We start from the raw sequence: 20047 nt of genomic DNA on the forward strand, positions 1-20047 counted from the left end.
TTCTCAGTCTCAGGCCTCTCGCACCCGTGCGAGCAGGCCAAGGCCACCGACAAAGAACAGCACCAGCACCGCCATGCCAGCCTTCTGGCTGGCGGTGACTGCGGTGACGAGGCCGATCAATAGCGGCCCCATGAAGGACGTTACTTTCCCTGTCAACGCGAACAGACCGAAGAACTGCGCGATGCGATCCTGCGGTGCCAACCGGATCAACAGCGTGCGCGATGCCGCCTGCAGCGGACCGCCCGCCATGCCGATCAGGCAACCCAGCGCGAGATAGGCCTTCTCCGCAGGCGCCGCGAACAGGCCGCCACCAGGCACTGGCGGCGTGACCTTGATGAAGAAGATGGTTTCGCGATCAATCAGCAGGATCGCAATGATCGAGGTCAGCAGCAGCAGGATGCTGCCAGTGATCACACGCTTCGGTCCGAACGCATCGTCGAGCTTGCCGCCGACGAAGGCGCCGAACGTTCCGGCAATGGCCAGGATGATACCGAACGTGCCGATCTGAATCGTATTCCAACCGAACGTGCCGGCCGCATAGATGCCACCGAAAGCAAACAGCGACACCAGCCCGTCCGTGTAGATCATGTTGGCAATCAGGAATGCCATCATCGAGCGATGCTTCGGCAGATCGCTTAGCGTGTGCCTGAGATCGGTCAGACCTGCGCGCACGGCGTGACCGGGCGAAACCTTTGCAGGAAAATCCGGCGTCAGCAGAAACATCGGCAGCACGAAGACGACGAACCACAGGCCCGACAGCGGCGCCGAAATGCGATCGCCCTGGAACGTCGCGGGGTCGAGACCGAGGATCGGGACCAGACCGAACAATGTGCGCCCCGTGGTCGGGTTCGCAGCCATGAAGCCGAGCACGATGATCAGGCTGAGAATGCCGCCGACATAGCCGAGCGCCCAGCCCGAACCGGACAGGCGGCCGATTTTATCCGGCGGCACCAACGTCGGCATCATCGCATTGTTGAACACGGTGGCAAATTCCACGCCGATGGTCGCCAAGCCATAGGCAATCAGCAGCGGCAGGATGATAGCGGGATCGCCGGGCTTGCCGATCCACATGATGCAGGCGCCGATCACGAAGATCGCACCGAAGCTTGCGATCCACGGCTTGCGGCGGCCGCTCGCATCGGCAATCGCGCCAAGCATCGGCGATGCCAGCGCGATGATCAACCCGGCCGCAGCAGTAGCGAAACCCCACAGCGATTGTCCCGTGGCGGCATCGGATGCCACGCGCGTGGCGAAATAGGGCGCGAAGACAAAGGTGGTGATGAGACTGAAGTAAGGCTGGGCCGCCCAGTCGAAAAACATCCAGCTGATCACCGCAGAGCGCGGTGGATAGGTCTTTGGCGCCGCTGTCACAGAGGCTGATGAAGCGGCGGCGACCGCCATGCGTGGTATCCCCCGCGAATCACAGAGTGTTGTCTCGTACGTTTCACAAGCCATATAGCATTCGAGACGGCGATGCGATCATGTCCGCTGTCAGCCGGAGTGATCGATGGCACCGTTTGCTTTCCTGCGTTGTACGTGCGTCGCAGCACTCGCATTTATACTCGTCGTCCCGGCATCGACAAACGCGCAGCAGGCGCGTGACATCTATACCCCCGCACCGCCAGGCACGCTCAAACCCATCGCGGCCAAGCATGGCATGGTCGTCGCCCAGGAGCAGATCTCCGCCAAGGTGGGTGCGGATGTCATGGCGCGCGGTGGCAATGCGATCGATGCGGCTGTTGCGAGCGGTTTCGCCATGGCTGTCACCTATCCGCGCGCCGGTAATATCGGCGGCGGCGGTTTCATGGTGATCCACACAGCCTCCGGCGAAGACGTCACCATCGACTATCGCGAGACCGCACCGGCCGCTGCCACCCGCACCATGTTTCTCGGCAGCGACGGCAAACCGGACACCGCGAAATCCCGCGATTCCGCTTTGGGCATCGGCATCCCCGGCACGGTGGCGGGACTTGCGCTGGCGCTGGAGAAATACGGCTCGGGCAAGTTCACATTGTCGGATCTGTTACAGCCCGCGATTGCGCTGGCGCGCGACGGCTTCATCCTGACTGACGATGGCGCAGATACGCTGCCGGATTGGCACAGACGCCTGGCGCGCTGGCCCGCGACGAAGAAGATCTTTTCGCGTGACGATGGCACGTCGCTGCGCGAGGGCGACCGGTTGATCCAGACAGACCTCGCAACAACGCTCACGGCGATTGCCGCACAGGGACCGCGCGGCTTCTATGAGGGGCCCATCGCCGAGAAGTTGGTCAGCGGCATCAATGCGGCAGGCGGCATTTTCACGGCAGACGACCTCAGGACCTATCAGCCCGTCGTTCGCACGCCAGTCCGCGGCAGCTATCGCGGCTACGACATCATCTCAATGCCGCTGCCGTCATCCGGCGGAACGGTGCTGCTGGAGACACTGAATATTCTCGAAGGCTTTCCGCTGGGCGAGATGCGGCAGGCCTCCGCACCGTCGCTGCATCTGCTGGTCGAAGCCATGAAGCGTGCTTATGCGGACCGCGCGCGCTATCTGGGCGATCCCGCTTTTGTCAACGCGCCGATCACGACGCTGACGTCGAAGGACTACGCTACCGGGCAGCGCGCCTCGATCGATCCCAACAAGGCAACGCCGTGGACCGATGCCCTCTCGGCCGTACCGCCGCGCGAAGGACAGAATACGACGCACTATTCGGTGGTCGACAGCGCCGGCAATGCAGTGAGCAACACTTATACGCTGAACTTCAGCTATGGCGTCGGCCTGATCGCCGATGGCACCGGCGTATTGCTCAACAACGAGCTTGACGATTTCACGGCCGCACCCGGCGCATCCAATGCCTATGGTCTCGTCGGCTTCGAAGCCAACCTGCCGGGTCCTGGCAAGCGACCGTTGTCATCGATGTCGCCGACCATTGTCCTGAAGGACGGCAAGCCGGTACTCGTCACCGGTTCGCCCGGCGGCAGCCGCATCATCTCGACAGTGCTGCAGGTGATCGTCAATGTGATCGACTACAGAATGGATGTGATGTCGGCAGTCGCGACCTCTCGCCTGCATCACCAGTGGCTGCCTGATGAAGTGCGCATCGAACGCGGCTTTAGCGAAGAGACTCTCAACGCACTGCGTGCCATGGGCCACAGGGTGATCGAGCCGATGGGCCAGACTTCGGCCAATTCTATTCTGGTGACGCCAGACGGCTTGCTTGGTGCCCCTGATCCGCGTACGCGTGGCGCTGAGGCATCTGGGTACTGACGTCCAATGACATATCCGGTGCCCTCAGGGGCGCGCGGGTGAGCGCCCCCCGAACCAGATGACAAACGGGGGAAACAATCATGAGCGGTAACCGACCAACCGATCCCGGCACTATTGAGCGCGCGGAAATCGAAGACACCAGCCTTCTGGCCTTCTATCGCGACATGAATCCGCCGGAGCGCCGCACATTCTGGGCCTGCGCCACAGGCTGGGCACTCGATGGCATGGATTTCATGATCTATCCGCTGGTGATCGGCACCATCATCGTGATGTGGAAGGTCGATCCCGGCACCGCCGGCCTCGCCGGCACGGTGACACTGCTCGCATCCGCCATCGGCGGCTGGCTCGGCGGTTATCTTGCCGACCGTATCGGCCGCGTCCGCACGCTGCAGCTAACGATCCTGTGGTTCTCGTTCTTCTCGCTGATCTGTGCCTTCGTGCAGAATTTCGATCAGCTGCTGGTGGCGCGTGCGCTGCTCGGCATCGGCTTTGGCGGTGAATGGGCTGCAGGCGCTGTGCTGATGGGCGAGGCCATCCGCCCGCAATATCGCGGCCGCGCAGTCGGTTCTGTACAGTCCGGCTGGGCGATCGGCTGGGGCCTCGCCGTGCTCTCCCAAGCGGTTTTGTTCTCATGGCTTCCACCAGAAACGGCATGGCGCTGGATGTTCGCCATCGGCGCGCTGCCGGCTTTGCTGGTGCTGTATCTGCGCCGCTACGTCGAAGAACCGGTCATCGCCGCGGAGACCCGCGCCAAGCAGAACGCCAGCGGCGATCGGCCCAAGCTCAGCGAAATCTTTGCCGGCCCGATGCTGAAGACCACGATCCTTGCGTCGCTTGCTGCGACCGGTTGCCAGGGTGGCTATTACGCCATCACCTTCTGGGTGCCGCGCTTCCTCACCACCGAGCGCAAGCTGTCGATCGTCTCATCGACCGGATATCTTTCGGCGCTGATCGTCGGCTCCTTCATCGGCTATCTCGTCGGTGCATGGCTCGCCGACCGCATCGGTCGGCGCAACCTGTTCCTGACCTTCTCGCTCGGCGCCATCGCAGTCATCCTGATCTACACACAGGTGACGCTCACCAACGAAGTGCTGTGGATCCTCGGCTTTCCGCTCGGCTTCTTTGCGTCGGGCTACTTCTCCGGCATGGGCGCGTTCCTCACGGAGCTCTATCCAACACGTCTGCGCGGATCTGGTCAGGGCTTCTGCTACAATTTCGGCCGTGGTATCGGCGCTCTGTTCCCGTTCCTGGTCGGCGCTCTGTCCAACACCACCAGCCTCGGCAATGCCATCGCGATCTTCGCAGTGCTGGCTTACGGCCTGTTCTTCCTCGCAGCCTATGCGTTGCCTGAAACCCGCGGACGTATTCTCTATGCAGACGCCTGATTCATCCCCCAGCGAACCCCGGGCTTGCCCGGGGCCGCAACCGACCCAGCGCAGCGCGACACGGTTCACCGTGCCGCGTGGTGCCGTTGATACGCATGCCCATGTGATCGGTCTGCCGCCGGACTATCCGTTCGTCGCCGGGCGGAGCTACACGCCGCCGGAGGCCACGGCGGCATCTTATCTATCGATGCTCGATGCGACCGGCATGACTTACGGCGTGCTGACGCAAGTCAGCGTGCATGGCACCGACAACCGCCTGCTGGTGAACGCGCTCACCGCCAACCGCCAGCGGTTGCGTGGCATCGCGGTGATCGGGCTGGATTGCCCCGAGAAGGAGAAGGTGGCGCTGAAAGAAGCGGGCGTCGTCGGCCTTCGGCTCAACGTGCTTTATGGCGGCGGGATGGGTTTCGCGCAGCTTGAGGACTACGCGTCGCTCTGCCGCGAGATGGGCTGGCATCTGCAATTCCTGATCGATGCCAAGGATATTCCGGCTCTCGCCTCACGCTTTGCGAAACTGCCGGTGCCATTCCTCGTTGACCACATGGGACACTTCCCGACCTCACGCGGCATCAACGATCCGGGCTTCGACGCTCTGGTCGGACTCGTTCGTGACGGCGCATGGGTGCGGCTGTCCGGCGCGTATCGCACCAGCGTTCAAGGTGGGCCGCCCTATAGCGATACGATTCCCTTCGCCCAGAAGCTGGTCGCCGCCAATCCCGACCGTTGCGTCTGGGGCTCCGACTGGCCGCATGTGGCGAACTGGGATGTGATGATGGGCGTAAGTGATCTGCTCGACCTGCTTGCAGAGTGGGTGCCGGATGAGACGACGCGCAATCGTATCCTCACGAACAATCCGCAGAAGCTGTTGTTCGGCTTCCCCGCGGTCTAGCGCCCCACCGAATACGGCCCGCCCTTCTCCAGCGCACGCTGATAGGCGGGCCGCGCATGGATCTTCGCGAGCCACGCCATCGCCTTGGGATGTCCTTGCTCCAGCCCAGCACGCGCAGAGGCGGCTTCGAGCGGGAAGCTCATCTGGATATCGGCGGCGGTGAATTCGTGGCCGGCGAACCACTCGCTCTTCGACAGTTCGCCTTCCCAGAACGCCATATGCTGTTTGAGCTGCGGATCGACCAACGTGTTCAGCGCTTTCGCCGCGATGGCATTGACCACCGGGCGCATCAGCAACGGCGCGCGCTTCGGCAGCATCAGGAAGATCAGCTTCAACAGTAGCGGCGGCATCGCCGACCCCTCGGCGTAGTGCAGCCAATAGGTGAAGCGCAGGCGCTCCGGTGTGTTGTCAGGCGGAATCAGCCGGCCGTCGCCGTAGGTTTTGACGAGATATTCGACGATCGCACCGGACTCGGCGATCGTGTTGCCGTTGTCGGTGATGACAGGCGACTTGCCGAGCGGATGGATCGCCCGCAGCTCCGGCGGCGCCAGCATGTTGGGCTGCCGGTTGTACCTGATGATCTCATAGGGAGTGCCGAGCTCCTCGAGCAGCCACAGGACGCGCTGGGAGCGCGAGTTATTCAGGTGATGAACGGTGAGCATGGCGATCCTTTGCGAGCGGGCGCGCTCAATTATTGCCCGGGTAATATTGACAGATATATTATCCGGGTATAATTAGCATCGATCTTGATGATGAGACGGGCTTATCCCATGACTGAAATGAGTATTCCTCCGTTTAGCGCCTTTGCCGGTCCGAAGCTGCTGGCTTCTGGGCCATTGGCCGAGGTGGCGATCGCAATCAAGATCGCGACCGGCGCAATCGCCGACCCGATCATCATTTTCGACAACGCCACCGGCAAGTCCCTCGATATCGATCTGCGCGGCAGTCATCGCGAGATCGTCGCTCGCCTGCCCCAGCCAACAACCATCGAGCCGGAAACCGACGCGCCCGCTGAACCCCGTGGCCGTGGCCGGCCGAGGCTCGGCGTCGTCGCCCGCGAGATAACGCTATTGCCGCGACACTGGGATTGGCTCGGCGCACAGCCGGGCGGTGCCTCAGTCGCGCTACGCAAGCTGGTAGAAAATGCCCGCCGCGCGAGTGGCGACAGGGATCGTCAACGCGCCGCGCGCGATGCGGCCTATCACTTCATGTCGACCATGGCCGGGGATCGGCCGGGCTTTGAGGAAGCGTCGCGCGCGCTATTTGCCGGCGATCAACGGCGCTTCACCGAACTCATCGCGAACTGGCCAGTCGATATCCGCGATCACATCGTAATACTCGCATTTCGTGATCAGGCCGCCGCCCCACCGGCCTGATCACCCGGCCTCATCGACCACCACAACACCGTGCGCATCAACGCGCGCTAACGGACCGTTATGTCTTCGTGCCAACCGAGAACCCGCTATGTCTGAGCCTTTGCCGATGACACCGCGTCCTCTGTGGAGGACGTTTCTCACCTTCCTTGCACCGATGATGCTGAGCAATATTCTGCAATCGCTGTTCGGCACCATCAACAGCATCTATGTCGGCCAGATGATCGGCGTCGATGCACTCGCGGCGGCATCGGTGTTCTTTCCGATAATGTTTTTCTTCATCTCCTTCGTCGTGGGATTGGGAGCGGGCGCGTCGGTGCTGATTGGCCAGGCCTGGGGCGCGGGCGAGCGCCACAAGGTAAAGGCGGTGGCCGGCACGACCCTCGCTGTCGCCCTTCTGCTAGCGGTCATCATCGCGGTGTTCGGCGCCCTGTTGAGCCGACCAATAATGGTTGCGCTTGCGACACCGGCAGATGTTCTCGACCAGGCCAGCGCCTATGCCCGGATCATGATGCTGGCGATGCCGGCGACCTTCATCTTCATTCTGATGACATCGATGATGCGCGGCGTCGGCGACACCGTGACGCCGCTATGGGCGCTGGCACTATCCACATTCATAGGCCTCACCGTCACACCGGCGCTGATCCAGGGCTGGTTTGGCCTGCCGCGACTTGGCGTGGCCAGCGCTGCCTGCGCCGCGGCCGCGTCGAGCGCGTTCACGCTGCTCTGGCTCGCCATGTACCTGCGCCGCAAGAAACACGCGCTCGCGCCCGACGCGGAGCTCCTGCGCAGAATACGGCTTGACCCCGCGCTGCTGCGCAAGGTGTTGCGGATCGGTATCCCTTCCGCGATCGGCATGGCCGTAATGTCGGTGGCCGAACTTGTGCTGCTCGGCCTCGTCAACGGCTTCGGCTCTAACGCGACCGCCGCTTATGGCGCGGTCAACCAGATTTTGAGCTATGTGCAGTTTCCGGCCATTTCGATCTCGATTACGGTCTCAATCTTCGGCGCGCAGGCCATCGGCCGCGGCCAAGCCGACCGGCTCGGCGCCATCGTCCGCACCGGATTGCTGATGAACCTCGTCCTGACCGGCGGACTGGTGGCGATCGCCTACCTGTTCTCCCGCACCCTCATGAGCTTTTTCATTGTCGATCCCGTGGTCCTCGAACTCGCACAGCGATCGCTTCACATTGTACTGTGGAGTTCGGTCCTGTTCGGCATGGCCACAACCTTCTCCGGAATGATGCGTGCCAGCGGAACGGTATTCGCACCATTGGCGCTTCTGGTTTTCGCCATCGTTGCCATCGAGGTGCCCTCGGCCGTCATCCTCAGCCGCACTATCGGTCTCGATGGCGTCTGGGCCGCCTACCCCATCACCTTTTGCGCCATGTTTGTTCTGCAGATGAGCTATTACATGCTGGTGTGGCGCAAACGGACCGTACAGCGTCTGATCTGACGCTGTGCGTCGTCAAGCCATAGCATTACGGTCATCATAAAAGATGTGGACGCATCGCACGTGCTGCGCCACACTGCACCCAATAAAAAATCGGGAGACCGCCTTGACCAAGACGTCGCCACAATTTCTGTTCGATTTCGGCAGCCCCAACGCCTATCTCAGCCATCTGGCGATCCCGGCGATCGAAGCGCGCACCGGCGTGACATTCGAATACGTCCCGGTCCTGCTGGGGGGCATCTTCAAGGCGACCAATAATCGCTCGCCGGCGGAGACCTATGCCGGCGTCAAGAACAAACGTGAATTTCATGAGCTCGAGACCGAGCGGTTCGTGAAGCGCTTCAGCGTCAAGCCCTACACGATGAATCCGTTCTTCCCGGTCAACACGCTGAACCTGATGCGCGTCGCCATCGCGGCACAGCTTGACGGCGTGTTCGAGAAATACGTCGAGGCGGCATTCCATCATATGTGGGGTGAGCCAAAGAAGATGGATGACCCCGACGTGGCCATCAAAGCGCTGACCGAGTCGGGTCTCGATGGCGCAAGACTGTTCGCACGCGGACAGGAGCCCGAGGTGAAGGCAGTACTGGTGGCGAACACACAGACCGCCGTCGAGCGCGGCGCCTTCGGCTCGCCGACCTTCTTCGTGGGTAACGAGATGTTCTTCGGCAAGGAGCAACTGCGCGAAGTCGAGGAACTGATCACCGGCGCCAGCAAGTAACGGGAGAGTTTCATGCAGAAGCGCAACGCGACTGTCGCGGTCATCGGAGCTGGAGACTATATCGGCGCCGAGATCGCCAAGAAGTTTGCCTCAGAAGGTTTCACAGTGTTCGCCGGGCGCCGCAACGGCGACAAGCTGGCGCCTTTGGTGGCAGAGATCGAGGCCATGGGTGGCACGATCGTGGCGCGCTCGCTCGATGCCCGCAAGGAAGACGAGATCGCCGCCTTCCTCAATGACGCCGATGCGCATGCGCCATTGGAGGTCTGCATCTTCAATGTCGGCGCCAATGTGAATTTCCCGATCCTGGAAACGACCGAGCGGGTATTTCGCAAAGTCTGGGAGATGGCCTGCTATTCCGGCTTCCTGGCCGGGCGCGAAGCTGCACGGCTGATGATGCCGCGTGGCCAGGGCAACATCTTCTTCACAGGCGCCACCGCGAGCTTGCGTGGCGGCAGTGGTTTTGCCGCTTTTGCATCGGCCAAATTCGGGTTGCGTGCAGTAGCTCAGGCGATGGCCCGCGAGCTCGGCCCGAAGAACATCCATGTTGCCCATCTGATTATCGACAGCGGCGTCGACACCGCCTGGGTGCGCGAACGCCGCGAGCAGATGTGGGGCAAGGAGGCGCTCAACAATCCCGATTTGTTGATGCCGCCTGCGTCGGTCGCCCAGTCATACTGGCAGCTCTATCAGCAGCCGCGTAGCGCCTGGACGTTCGAGCTGGAGATCCGCCCGTTCGGAGAGAAGTGGTAGTCCGCTCACACCACAGCCGTCATTGCGAGGAGCCCTTGCGACGAAGCAATCCAGCCCTGCATCGACAAGGAACTGGATTGCTTCGCTCAAGGGAAAGTTGGCAAGCTAACTTTCCCAGAGCTCGCAATGACGGGCTACTGTTTGACAGCTTCACGTTCCAATCCAACATGGACTCATCCCAATGCGTATTCTCGTGGTCGGCGCCGGTGCCATCGGCGGTTATTTTGGCGGCAGGCTGTTGCAGGCCGGCAATGACATCACTTTCCTGGTTCGCCCGAAGCGCGCCGGTGAGCTGGCAAGCGCCGGCCTTGTCATCAAGAGCCCGCACGGCGACGTGACCCTGAAGAATCCGCCGACGGTGCAGGCAGATGCGATCAAGGAGAAATTCGATGTCGTGCTGCTGAGCTGCAAGGCCTTCGACCTCGACGACGCCATCGCGTCCTTTGCACCCGCGGTTGGGCCAAACACGGCGATCATTCCGCTGCTCAACGGCATGAAGCATCTCGACGTACTGGAGAAGAAGTTCGGCGCCGAGAATGTCATGGGCGGCCAATGCCAGATTGCAGCGACGCTCAACGAGGCGCGCGAGGTCGTCCAGATGGCGCCGATGCAGGTGCTCAGCTTCGGCGAACGCAAGGGCGGCAGTTCAGATCGCGTGAAGGCGATCGCTGCGATCATGGCGACCGGCAACTTTGGAGGCGCGGCCTCCGAGAATATCATGCAGGATATGTGGGAGAAGTGGGTGTTCCTGGCGACGATCGCCGGCTCCACCAGCGCCATGCGCGGCGCTGTCGGCGACATCGTCGCGGCACCGGGCGGCCGAGACTTCATCCTCGGCGTGCGCGATGAGATGAGCGGCGTCGCCAAGGCCAACGGCTTCGCACCGCGGGCAGCCTTCCTCGAACGCACCGAGGGCATGCTAACAGCAGAGGGTTCGAAGATGACCGCCTCGATGTATCGCGACATCCTCAACAAGGCGCAGATCGAGGCCGACCAGATCGTCGGCGATGTCATCGCCCGCGCCGATGCCGCCAAGGTTGCCGTGCCGCGACTGCGGATGATCTATACGCATCTCAAGGCGTATGAGTATCAGCGGGTAGCGTAAGCATCGCAACGTAGCCCGGATCAGGCCAATCGCAATCCGGGCTACGGATTTCCCTTCATAGATGCGCCAGATAATGCGCCAGCGCAGTGATCTCTTCTTCACTTAGCGAATAGGCAACCTCAGCCATCGCTGCCATGCCGCCACCGGCGCGGACGCCGGACTTGTAGTCGCGCAGCGCCTTGACGAGATAGTCCTCGCGCTGTCCGGCGATACGCGACACCGCCTTCGTGCCGCCATAACTTTCCGTGTGACACGATGCACAGCGACGGCCGACCGCCGCTTGCGCGCCCTTGGCCGACAAATCCGGATTGTCATCGGGCTTCTTACCCTCCGGCGGTTTCAGCGAGGCGAAATAGGCGCCGAGATTGCGGATGTCGTTGTTGTCGATCTGCTCCAAGATCGGCTGCATCTGTTCGTTCTTGCGCGTACCTGAACGAAAGAACACCAGCTGCCACTGGATAAACAGATCCGGCTGTGCGGCGAGCGAAGGGATATTCTCCATTTGCGAGATGCCATTCTCGCCGTGACAGCCGCTGCAGAGCTCGGCTTTCTCCTTACCCGCGGCGATATCGGCGGCATCAGCCGGACTGGACCCAGAACCAAGAACTAGAAAGACAAGAACAGCCGCGATTGCAGAACGATGCATGAGCCACATTCCCATTCCAGAATACATGAGGCTAGAGCTGCGGATGACGCAACTCCAGCCTCACGCAATTCGCGACTTACTTCGCGTAGCTGATGCGATAGATTGCGCCTGCCCAATCGTCGGCAATCAGCAGCGATCCATCCTTGGCCAGAACGATATCGGCAGGGCGGCCGAGATAACCCTGGTCACCCTCGATCCAGCCGGAGGCAAAGATCTCCTGCTTGGCGTTCTTCCCATCCGGCCCGGCGATCACACGCTTGATACGTGCGCCCTGATACTTGTGCCGGTTCCACGAGCCATGCTCCGCAATGAAGATGTTGTTCTTGTATTCGGCAGGAAACATGTTGCCGGTATAGAACTTCATCCCCAGGGGTGCGACATGGGCGCCGAGATTCAACACCGGCGGCGTGAATTCCGAGCACTTGTGACCCATGGCGAATTTCGGATCCGGCATGTTGCCTTGATGGCAATGCGGATAGCCGAAATGCTCACCAAGCTTCGAGATCATGTTGAGCTTGTCGCTCGGCATATCGTCGCTGATCCAGTCGCGCGCATTTTCGGTGAACCAGTATTTGCCGGTGCGGGGATCGACGTCGCCGCCCACCGAATTGCGAACGCCGAGCGCCACGATTTCGGCATTGCCGGTCTTGGGATCGACACGGCGAATCTGCGAGAGGCTGGTCGGCGGAATGCCGATGTTGAAGGGAGGTCCAAACGGAACGTAGAACCAACCGTCCTTGTCCGGCGCGAGATACTTCCAGCCATGCGCCGCGAATGACGGCATGTCGTCATAGACAACCTTGCCGTCACCGAGCTTGTCGATATTTGCCTCGGCATTCTCGTATTTGATCAGCTTGTTGATATCGATCACATAGAGCGCACCGTCCTGGAAGGCGATGCCCGTCGGCATCTTCATGCCCTTGATGACGGTCTTGACCTCTTTCTTGCCGCCCTTGTCGGTGATCGCATAGACGTTGCCGAGGCCGAACGATCCGACAAAGAGCGTGCCTTTATCGCCCCAGGCCATCTGCCGCGCCGCCAGCACGCCGGACGCATAGACCTCGATCTTGAATCCCGGCGGCAGCTTGATCTTCTTCATCATGGCTGCGAGTTCGGCATCGGACGCACCGGTTGGCGGACCCGACGGCGGCGCCAGCCCCTTCTGTGCCTCGGTCTCGTCGCCGAGGAACCAGTCGTCCGGCGGATTGGTCCAGAATTCCTTGGTATCGGATTTGTAGCTCTTGAGCTTTTGCTGTGCGCTCGCTTGATTGAGCGAGGCCATGCCGATCGCCGTAGCGAGGATGGCGGCGCACGCAACAACGGATCGACCAGTCATCGATTTCATCGCGTCACTCCCTGTGCAGCTTGTTGCGGCTGCTATGTCTTATTGAACGTTCGAGACGAACTTTATTGGTCTGTGATTTTCTCAGACAGTGAGATGCTAGCACAAATGTCGCAGGTGAAAAGCGCAACTAACGCTCGCGCAAATGAAAGACGTCGCCATCACGACGACATCTTGAAAAAAATTTTGAAAGTTAGTTCCAGTAGCCTGATGCAATTGGCGCATCGCACCGCATCATCGCGCGATCACTGCTACGTTTTTTAAAGGCTGCCCTTGGTGAGATAGCGCCAGGCCACGGCCAGCAAGATCAACCCGATGAAGATCAACGCGACCGGCAGCTTCTTCTTTTCGCGCGGGGGCGGTGGCGTGTTGGGCTTGATCCGGCGAAAAGGCGTGACGTTGTTATTGTTGTCGTCGGGCATTGGTCTTGATCTCGAAGCCGTCTTGATGATGGGCGCGATGCCGGTGCCGCCCATGCGGGAATAATAGCTGCGGTAGACAGTCTGGATGGTGGCTTCGGCCGCGGCTGGCTCGGATTGTTTGCCACGCGCCAGCAGCGCGAGATAGCCCGCATAGAATGTCTGGGCTTCCTGCGGCAGCGCGTCGAGGCTTTTCAGCTTCGCCATCATCACCCAGGTCGCAAAATCCGCCCGCGCCTCGTCATTGGCACGCTTGGCAATTTCCAGGTTGGAATCAGTGGTCGACGGCATCGTCAGTCTCGTACCCGCTTCGCCCGTGGATTGTCTGCCCAACGCCCGATGATTTCAAGCGATGCGGGGCGGATCTACGTGCCTGCGGATCACAAACGACAAGGCCGCCGGACGGCGGCCTGTGATCGATAAAACTGATGCCAAAAAACCAGGAAAATTCTGGAGCGGGCGAAGGGATTCGAACCCTCGACCCCGACCTTGGCAAGGTCGTGCTCTACCACTGAGCTACACCCGCATCCGAGAAGACAGGCGGCGATTGCTCGCCGCCGACGCGCAGACCTATGCCAAATGCCGGTGGCGAATGCAACAGTTAGACTGCATCTCGGATCGCGGCGAGTTAATCGCGATTTATGGCCCTTTGAGCCCGATTCGGCCCGGAAAACGGGTCAAAACAGCGAAATGTCGCCTCTCGGGTCGAATCGGTCCCTGCCGGACCTATTTCACCGGATTGCAAATTACTGTCACGGACGCCATTTAATCGCTCAGGCCATGCTAGAAGCAGCCAAATTTTTCAGACATCGAGCGAGGTTCACGTGACCATCATGGATCAGGGCGGCGCACAGGCGCCGCAGGCAGCAACCGCTCTCATCAAGGACACGACCACCCGCACCTTCGTGCAGGACGTCATCGAGGAATCCAAACGCCAGCCGGTCCTGATCGACTTCTGGGCGCCTTGGTGTGGTCCGTGCCGCCAGCTGACTCCTGTCATCGAGAAAGCCGTGACCGCCGCCAAGGGCAAGGTGAAGCTGGTCAAGATGAACATCGACGAGAATCCGGAGATTCCCGGCCAGATGGGCATCCAGTCGATCCCCGCCGTGATCGCCTTCGTCAACGGCCAGCCAGCCGATGGCTTCATGGGTGCGGTTCCGGAGAGCCAGGTCAATGCGTTCATCGACAAGCTGACAGCCGGCATGCCCGGCGCCGAGCCGACGGCTGCCGAATTGCTTCAGGAAGCCGAAGCGATTCTGGCTGAGGGCGATCCGGCCACCGCCGCTTCGATCTATGGCGAGGTGATTGCCGCCGATGCCGGCAATATCGCCGCCATTGCTGGCCTTGCCCGCTGTTACGTCGAGACCGGCGCCATCGAGCAAGCCAAGCAGACCCTTGAGCTCGTCCCGGTCGCGAAGCGTGAGGACGCCGCGGTCAAGGCCGTGCAGGCCAAGATCGATCTGGTCGAACAGGCCAGTGCGCTCGGTCCGGTCACCGAACTGGAACAGAAGGTCGCCGCGAATCCGCTCGACCATCAGGCCCGCTTCGACCTTGCGATCGCACTCAATGCCGCTAACCAGCGTAGCGAGGCCACGGGTCATCTGCTTGAGATCGTCAAGCGCGACCGCAAATGGGATGACGACGGCGCCCGCAAGCAATTGATCCAGTTCTTCGACGCTTGGGGACCGACGGATGAGGCCACCGTTGACGGCCGCAGGCGGTTATCGACTATCCTGTTCTCGTAATTCTTCTCGTGTGACGAATCGGAACCGGACATGCCCATCAATGCCGACTATCGCGGGCCTGCCGAACTTCCTGAGGTGATCCCGGTCTTTCCGTTGCCGGGCGCACTGCTCCTGCCGCGTGGCCAGATGCCGCTGAACATTTTCGAACAGCGTTATCTGGCGATGATCGACGATTCGCTTCGCGACGGGCACCGGCTGATTGGCATGATCCAGCCCGATGCGGCGCATTCGCCGGATGAGGCCAAGCCGGCACTGTTCAAAGTCGGCTGTGTCGGGCGCATCACCCAGCTCGCCGAATCCGGTGACGGCCGCTACATCCTCGAACTGACCGGCGTTTCCCGTTTCGAAGTGGTGCGGGAACTCTCGGTGCTGACGGCGTACCGGCAGTGCAAGGTCGACTACTTCCCCTTCATCGACGATTTCACCGCACGCAAGGGCGAAGATGATGTCGACCGGGCCGCGCTGCTCGCGGTGCTCACCGACTTCCTCAAGGCCAACAACCTGAAAGTGGATTGGGAAGGTATCGACAAGGCGCCCAACGAGGCCCTGGTGAACGCGCTGGCGATGATGTCGCCCTATGGTCCGCCAGAGAAGCAGGCGATGCTCGAAGCGCCCGATCTCAAGACCCGCGCCGAGATCCTGATCGCTGTCACTGAAATGGATCTGGCCAAGAAGCGCACCAGCGGCGACCCACCGCTGCAGTAATTCTGATAAATAACCATGATCAACGACCGCATCACCGGAGCGCACCCATGACCACACCGCCAATCGAGCGCGCCGAAAGCACCGTCGACGCCAAGCTGCTCGAGATTCTGGTGTGCCCGCTGACCAAGGGCCAACTCGAATTCGATGCCGCCCGCCAGGAGCTGATCTCGCGCCAGGCCAAGCTTGCTTATCCGATCCGCGATGGCATTCCGATCATGCTCCCGGAAGAAGCGCGGAAGATCGACTGAATTTCTGATGTGGCGGCTCATGCCGGCGCAAATCTCAAGGCGACGATTCCCGCGACGATGAGGGCGACCCCGCCGCCGCGCAGCAGACTCATCGACTCGCCAAACAGCACGCTTCCGAACAGGACCGTCCCGGCTGCGCCGATCCCGACCCATACCGCGTAGGCGGACCCGACCGGCAAAACCTCCAGAACCCGGCCGAGCAGGTAGACGAAAGCGGCGAGGAAAATCAGCGACAGCATGGTCCAGCCCGGTCGGGTGTAACCCGTGGCATATTTCATCGAAATCGCCCACCCTACATCCAGAAGCCCGGCCACGATCAGTAGCAGCCATGCGACACCCTGGCTCATGGCTGCCTCATGCTGCGATCTTGAGAAGATGTGCGTCGCGCTCAGCGAGAAATGCGCGCAGCCGGTCGGCGTAGTCGGCCGTGACGGTGTTCGCTACGCTCGGACGCCCGCGTAACGCTGCGCGCCATGCCCGAACCTTGGGTGTTTGGGCGAAGACTTCCGTGTCAGCGATGGTATCGAACACATCGAAGTAGCGGAAGATTGGCGCGTAAACCGCATCGACCATACTGAAGTGCTGCCCGGCGAAAAACGGCGCTGCGGTTAGCACGTTCTCGATGCGACCGAATTTGCCGGCCAACATCTTCCGCTTCGCTTCATAGCTGTTCGCGTCGGTGGCCGTCTCAAATCCCCACAGATCCGCGAGGATCGACGAGCCGAACTCGATCCAGCCACGGTGCCCGGCTCGTTCGAGCGGATCGGATGGGTGAAGCCGCACGCCCATCTGCGTCTCTTCGAGATATTCGCAGATCACCGCGCTCTCGAAGAGTGCGGCGGTGTCATTGCCGTCGCGTCGGACAAGCAGAAGCGGAACCTTGCCCAGCGGCGAGATCGCGTAAAACCAGTCCGGCTTGTGCGCGAGATCGATATAGCACCGCTCGAAACGGACACCCTTTTCGGCAAGCACGATGGCCGCTCGCTGCACGTAAGGGCAGAGATGATGGCTGACGAGCGTCAGTGCTGGCGCGTCTGGTTGATCCACGGTCATGCGCTCACCTTTATTCTCTCGGCGCGCATGGTCTGCTGCACGGCGGGTCGCGCTTCGACGCGAGCCATGAAGTCGCGCAGACACGGAAAGTTGGACAGATCCACCTTTGCGAAGTTGGACCACCCAACGATCGTGAACAGATAGGCGTCGGCCACCGTGAAGCCTTCTCCGAGCAGGAACGGCCTGCCCGCTGCCAGATGGCGCTCGACCGACGCCAGCCGCTCTGCGATCTTTACGCGTGCAACATCTGCCGCCTGTGCGCCATATTCGGGGTGAAACAGCCACGGGCTGAACATCTTGTGGAGTTCGGTGGCAATGAAATTGAGCCAGGATTGCAGCTCGACACGCTGCGGTGTGCCGGCAGGCGGCGCCAACCTGCTCTCGGGTTTGAGGTCCGCAAGGTATTGAACGATCGCGGTGCCCTCGGTCAGCACTGTGCCGTCATCGAGCGCCAGCGCTGGCACATAGCCATTCGGGTTCACCGCCGAATAGTCGCTGCCCGCCTCGGTGACGTGGGGCGACTTCCGGATATCCACCCGCACGATTTCAAGCGGGATACCCGCCTCGTTCGCAACAATGTGCGGCGAGAGCGAACAGGTACCGGTGGCGTAATAGAGTTTCATGGTTGGATCTTTCGTTGCATCCGTCGTGGGGTCGCTATCGCACCAGCAAGGTAGCGCCCGCGAAAACGCAAGTCCCATTGGCATTTCGCCAGCGACGCTTGCGTGACTGCAAGCAGCCACACTGCTATCTTCGTCGGCATGGATGATTGGAACGAACTTCGGCTGGCGCTCGCCATCCAACGCGCGGGCGGTCTGACAGCGGCGGCGATAGCACTCGGCGTGGATCACTCCACGGCCTTCCGCCGCCTGAAAGCGTTGGAGGACAAGGTTGGCGTGCGCCTATTCGAACGACTTCCAGGCGGCGTCTATCAAGCGACGGAGGCCGGTGCGCGGATGGCTGCCGGCGCAGAGCGCATGGAGGACGAGGCACTGGCGCTTGATCGCGACATATCCGGTCGCGATCATCGTCTGTCCGGCCGCCTGACGGTCACGTCGTCCGAAACGCTGGCCTATAGTCGGCTGACGCCGCTTCTCGCCGCCTTCCAGCAGACTCACCCCGGCATTGTCGTGGAGTTGGTGATCGACAACCGCGTACTGAGCCTGTCGCGCCGCGAAGCCGACATCGCATTGCGCCCTATCCGTCCGAAGGAAGGCGATCTTTGGGGACGCAGACTGTCGGCCATCGCATGGGGGCTCTATGCGGCCCCTGCCTATCTCGAGGCAACTGGCGGCCCGTTATCGAATCCATCCGAGATCGATCGCCATTCCTTGATCGGCTGGGAGGAAACAACATCAGGCATCGGGGCCGCCGACTGGCTGTCGCGCGCCGCGCCATCGAAGGCCTTCGTCTATCGGACAAACAGTCTGGTCAACCAGCTCGTCGCAGCGAAGGCCGGCATCGGGCTCGCGCTAATGCCGTGCTATCTCGCAGATCAGGACACCGGGGTGGCAAGAGCACTATCTGAGCCCCTCAAGGAACTTGAGGGTGAACTCTGGATCGTGACTCATGCGGATTTGAAGAATACGGCGCGCGTCAGGGCCTTCTTCGATCTCGTCGGCGAAGGATTGATCCGCGAGCGCCCGCTGTTCGAAGGCGAGAGGAATCAGGCACCTTCACCACGTTGAGCGGCATAACCGCATGACGTGCTGCCTACAGTGCCTCGCCCTTCAATAGCCGCGGCACTTCGCCCGACAATCCCGCCGCCTGCTTGATGAACGCGCCCTTCAGCGGCGGCAAGCGATCGACGATGCCGAGACCGATGTCGCGGATGCTGCGCACGAATGGCAGATCGTTCGAGAACAGGACGTTCAGCACATTGGTGGCGACACCCATTGTCATAGTGTCGAAGCGGCGCCAGCGCTGGTAGCGCTCCAGCACATCGCTCTGACCGAAATCCATCCCAAGACGTGCAGCATCGACGATGGTCTCTGCCAATGCCGCGACATCCTTCAGACCCATATTGAGTCCCTGCCCCGCGATCGGATGGATCACATGCGCGGCGTCGCCGATCAGCGCCAGCCGTTCGCCGATGAAGGAGCGCGCGACGAAGTAGCCGAGCGGAAAGGCCCGCGGCTTGTCGAGCGCTTTGACCTCGCCGAGGTGCAGGCCGAACCGCTGCTCGAGCTCGGCATGGAATTCATCGTCCGGCAAAGCGACGATGCGCGCGGCTTCCGCGCGCTTCTCGGTCCACACCAGCGACGAACGCTTGCCGGTCAAAGGCAGAATTGCGAACGGTCCGGCGGGCAGGAAGTGTTCTTCGGCACGTCCGTCATGATCGCGCTCATGGCCGACGGTGATGACGATACCGGACTGGTCATAATCCCAACCGTGGGTCGCGATGCCCGCACGCTCGCGCAGCTTCGAGCGCGCGCCATCGGCGGCGACAAGAAGAGCCGCCTCGATCACACTGCCATCCCCAAGCGTGACGCTGACACCGTCGGCCCGTGAATCGAATGTCGTCACCGCGGTCGCACGCAGGTCGACGCCCGCCGCTTCGGAGCGAATCACCAGTTCGTCGATCAGCCGGCGATTTTCGACCATATGTGCGAACGGCTCGCCCGGCTCCACATGGCCGCCGAAGGTCAGGAAGGTCGGACGGGTGGCGTCTTCCAGCTTGGAATCGGTGACGACCATGTCGAGAATCGGCTGGCTTTCGGCAGCCACAGCATCCCAGACACCGAGAGCATCAAACAGCCGCCGACAGGCAGCGACGATGGCCGTGGCGCGCGGATCGCGGCTCGGCCGGTTCGCCAGCGCGGGATCGGCGACAATGATCGGCAGATCGGGGCCAAGCCCCTGGCGCAACGCCAAAGCCAGCGCCAGTCCGGCGAAGGCTCCGCCGCCGATGACAATGCCTCGTTGTGCCGCCATGATATCCGTTCTCGCTGTTGCCACGC

Annotated in this window: 21 protein-coding genes and 1 tRNA gene; 12 read left to right on the plus strand and 10 right to left on the minus strand. The window is 61.5% G+C overall.

Annotated features, from left to right (window positions below; all coding sequences use genetic code 11):
• Positions 1–9 precede the first annotated feature (9 nt).
• Positions 10–1401: an MFS transporter gene (locus AB8B20_RS20375; RefSeq protein ID WP_120287649.1), complete on the minus strand. Its 1392-nt coding sequence runs from the start codon at positions 1399–1401 to the stop codon at positions 10–12.
• A gap of 106 nt (positions 1402–1507) precedes the next feature.
• Here AB8B20_RS20375 and ggt point away from each other — a divergent pair, with 106 nt between their 5' ends.
• From ggt to AB8B20_RS20390, 3 genes are all read left to right on the plus strand, one after another.
• Positions 1508–3253 carry a gamma-glutamyltransferase gene (gene ggt, locus AB8B20_RS20380; RefSeq protein WP_439074167.1) on the plus strand — a complete coding sequence of 582 codons (1746 nt, stop codon included), beginning with the start codon at positions 1508–1510 and terminating at the stop codon, positions 3251–3253.
• Between the two features lie 80 nt (positions 3254–3333).
• On the plus strand, positions 3334–4638 hold the full coding sequence (locus tag AB8B20_RS20385; RefSeq protein ID WP_439074166.1) for an MFS transporter: 1305 nt from the start codon (positions 3334–3336) through the stop codon (positions 4636–4638).
• Complete coding sequence (locus tag AB8B20_RS20390; RefSeq protein WP_439074165.1) at positions 4625–5527, plus strand: amidohydrolase family protein; 903 nt, start codon at positions 4625–4627, stop codon at positions 5525–5527. The genes AB8B20_RS20385 and AB8B20_RS20390 overlap by 14 nt, the downstream gene beginning before the upstream one ends.
• Here the strand turns inward: AB8B20_RS20390 and AB8B20_RS20395 are convergent.
• Entirely contained in the window at positions 5524–6189 is a 666-nt protein-coding gene (locus tag AB8B20_RS20395) for a glutathione S-transferase family protein (protein ID WP_439074164.1), read from the minus strand. The genes AB8B20_RS20390 and AB8B20_RS20395 overlap by 4 nt on opposite strands.
• Positions 6190–6297: 108 nt before the next feature.
• On the opposite strand from AB8B20_RS20395, the gene AB8B20_RS20400 reads away from it, so the two are divergent.
• From AB8B20_RS20400 to panE, 5 genes are all read left to right on the plus strand, one after another.
• Positions 6298–6903, plus strand: coding sequence for a DUF2239 family protein (locus AB8B20_RS20400; protein WP_439074163.1), 606 nt, complete (start codon positions 6298–6300; stop codon positions 6901–6903).
• 106 nt (positions 6904–7009) lie between these two features.
• On the plus strand, positions 7010–8356 hold the full coding sequence (locus AB8B20_RS20405) for an MATE family efflux transporter (protein WP_439074162.1): 1347 nt from the start codon (positions 7010–7012) through the stop codon (positions 8354–8356).
• Positions 8357–8459: 103 nt separating this feature from the next.
• A complete protein-coding gene (locus tag AB8B20_RS20410) occupies positions 8460–9074 on the plus strand; it encodes a 2-hydroxychromene-2-carboxylate isomerase (protein WP_170849624.1) in 615 nt (204 codons plus the stop codon).
• Positions 9075–9086: 12 nt separating this feature from the next.
• Entirely contained in the window at positions 9087–9824 is a 738-nt protein-coding gene (locus AB8B20_RS20415) for an SDR family oxidoreductase (protein ID WP_320446086.1), read from the plus strand.
• 181 nt (positions 9825–10005) lie between these two features.
• A complete protein-coding gene (gene panE, locus AB8B20_RS20420) occupies positions 10006–10929 on the plus strand; it encodes a 2-dehydropantoate 2-reductase (RefSeq protein WP_439074161.1) in 924 nt (307 codons plus the stop codon).
• Positions 10930–10984: 55 nt separating this feature from the next.
• Here the strand turns inward: panE and AB8B20_RS20425 are convergent, their stop codons facing one another.
• The 4 genes from AB8B20_RS20425 to AB8B20_RS20440 all read right to left on the minus strand — a co-directional run bounded on the left by AB8B20_RS20425 (position 10985) and on the right by AB8B20_RS20440 (position 13862).
• A complete protein-coding gene (locus AB8B20_RS20425; RefSeq protein WP_175369328.1) occupies positions 10985–11575 on the minus strand; it encodes a c-type cytochrome in 591 nt (196 codons plus the stop codon).
• A 76-nt stretch (positions 11576–11651) separates the two neighbouring features.
• A complete protein-coding gene (locus tag AB8B20_RS20430; RefSeq protein WP_089263169.1) occupies positions 11652–12920 on the minus strand; it encodes a PQQ-dependent sugar dehydrogenase in 1269 nt (422 codons plus the stop codon).
• A 257-nt stretch (positions 12921–13177) separates the two neighbouring features.
• Positions 13178–13627, minus strand: a complete 450-nt coding sequence (locus tag AB8B20_RS20435; RefSeq protein ID WP_170849625.1) for a hypothetical protein — start codon at positions 13625–13627, stop codon at positions 13178–13180.
• Positions 13628–13787: 160 nt separating this feature from the next.
• Positions 13788–13862: transfer RNA gene (locus AB8B20_RS20440), tRNA-Gly, on the minus strand.
• A 298-nt stretch (positions 13863–14160) separates the two neighbouring features.
• On the opposite strand from AB8B20_RS20440, the gene trxA reads away from it, so the two are divergent.
• Genes trxA through AB8B20_RS20455 form a run of 3 tightly spaced genes read left to right on the plus strand, consistent with a single transcriptional unit; the run spans position 14161 to position 16034 of the window.
• The gene (trxA, locus tag AB8B20_RS20445; protein ID WP_439074160.1) at positions 14161–15081 is read left to right on the plus strand and encodes a thioredoxin; all 921 of its coding nucleotides are present in this window, start codon (positions 14161–14163) and stop codon (positions 15079–15081) included.
• 30 nt (positions 15082–15111) lie between these two features.
• Positions 15112–15786, plus strand: a complete 675-nt coding sequence (locus tag AB8B20_RS20450) for an LON peptidase substrate-binding domain-containing protein (protein ID WP_089263165.1) — start codon at positions 15112–15114, stop codon at positions 15784–15786.
• A 47-nt stretch (positions 15787–15833) separates the two neighbouring features.
• Positions 15834–16034, plus strand: coding sequence for a Trm112 family protein (locus tag AB8B20_RS20455; RefSeq protein WP_068730204.1), 201 nt, complete (start codon positions 15834–15836; stop codon positions 16032–16034).
• Between the two features lie 17 nt (positions 16035–16051).
• Here the strand turns inward: AB8B20_RS20455 and AB8B20_RS20460 are convergent, their stop codons facing one another.
• The 3 genes from AB8B20_RS20460 to gstA are packed head-to-tail and all read right to left on the minus strand — an operon-like array spanning position 16052 to position 17710.
• A complete protein-coding gene (locus AB8B20_RS20460; protein WP_439074159.1) occupies positions 16052–16381 on the minus strand; it encodes a DMT family transporter in 330 nt (109 codons plus the stop codon).
• Between the two features lie 7 nt (positions 16382–16388).
• Positions 16389–17087 carry a glutathione S-transferase family protein gene (locus tag AB8B20_RS20465; RefSeq protein ID WP_439074158.1) on the minus strand — a complete coding sequence of 233 codons (699 nt, stop codon included), beginning with the start codon at positions 17085–17087 and terminating at the stop codon, positions 16389–16391.
• Complete coding sequence (gstA, locus tag AB8B20_RS20470; protein WP_184512492.1) at positions 17084–17710, minus strand: glutathione transferase GstA; 627 nt, start codon at positions 17708–17710, stop codon at positions 17084–17086. Before gstA ends, AB8B20_RS20465 begins: the two co-directional genes overlap by 4 nt.
• Before the next feature lie 102 nt (positions 17711–17812).
• On the opposite strand from gstA, the gene AB8B20_RS20475 reads away from it, so the two are divergent.
• A complete protein-coding gene (locus AB8B20_RS20475; RefSeq protein WP_439074157.1) occupies positions 17813–18775 on the plus strand; it encodes a LysR family transcriptional regulator in 963 nt (320 codons plus the stop codon).
• A gap of 25 nt (positions 18776–18800) precedes the next feature.
• Here AB8B20_RS20475 and AB8B20_RS20480 read toward each other — a convergent pair whose 3' ends face one another.
• Positions 18801–20021 (minus strand): ubiquinone biosynthesis hydroxylase, encoded by a 1221-nt coding sequence (locus AB8B20_RS20480; protein WP_439074156.1) that lies wholly within the window; start codon positions 20019–20021, stop codon positions 18801–18803.
• Between the last annotated feature and the right edge of the window lie 26 nt (positions 20022–20047).

The sequence above is a fragment of the Tardiphaga sp. 866_E4_N1_4 genome, assembly GCF_052076075.1.
Classification (GTDB): Bacteria; Pseudomonadota; Alphaproteobacteria; order Rhizobiales; family Xanthobacteraceae; genus Tardiphaga; species Tardiphaga robiniae.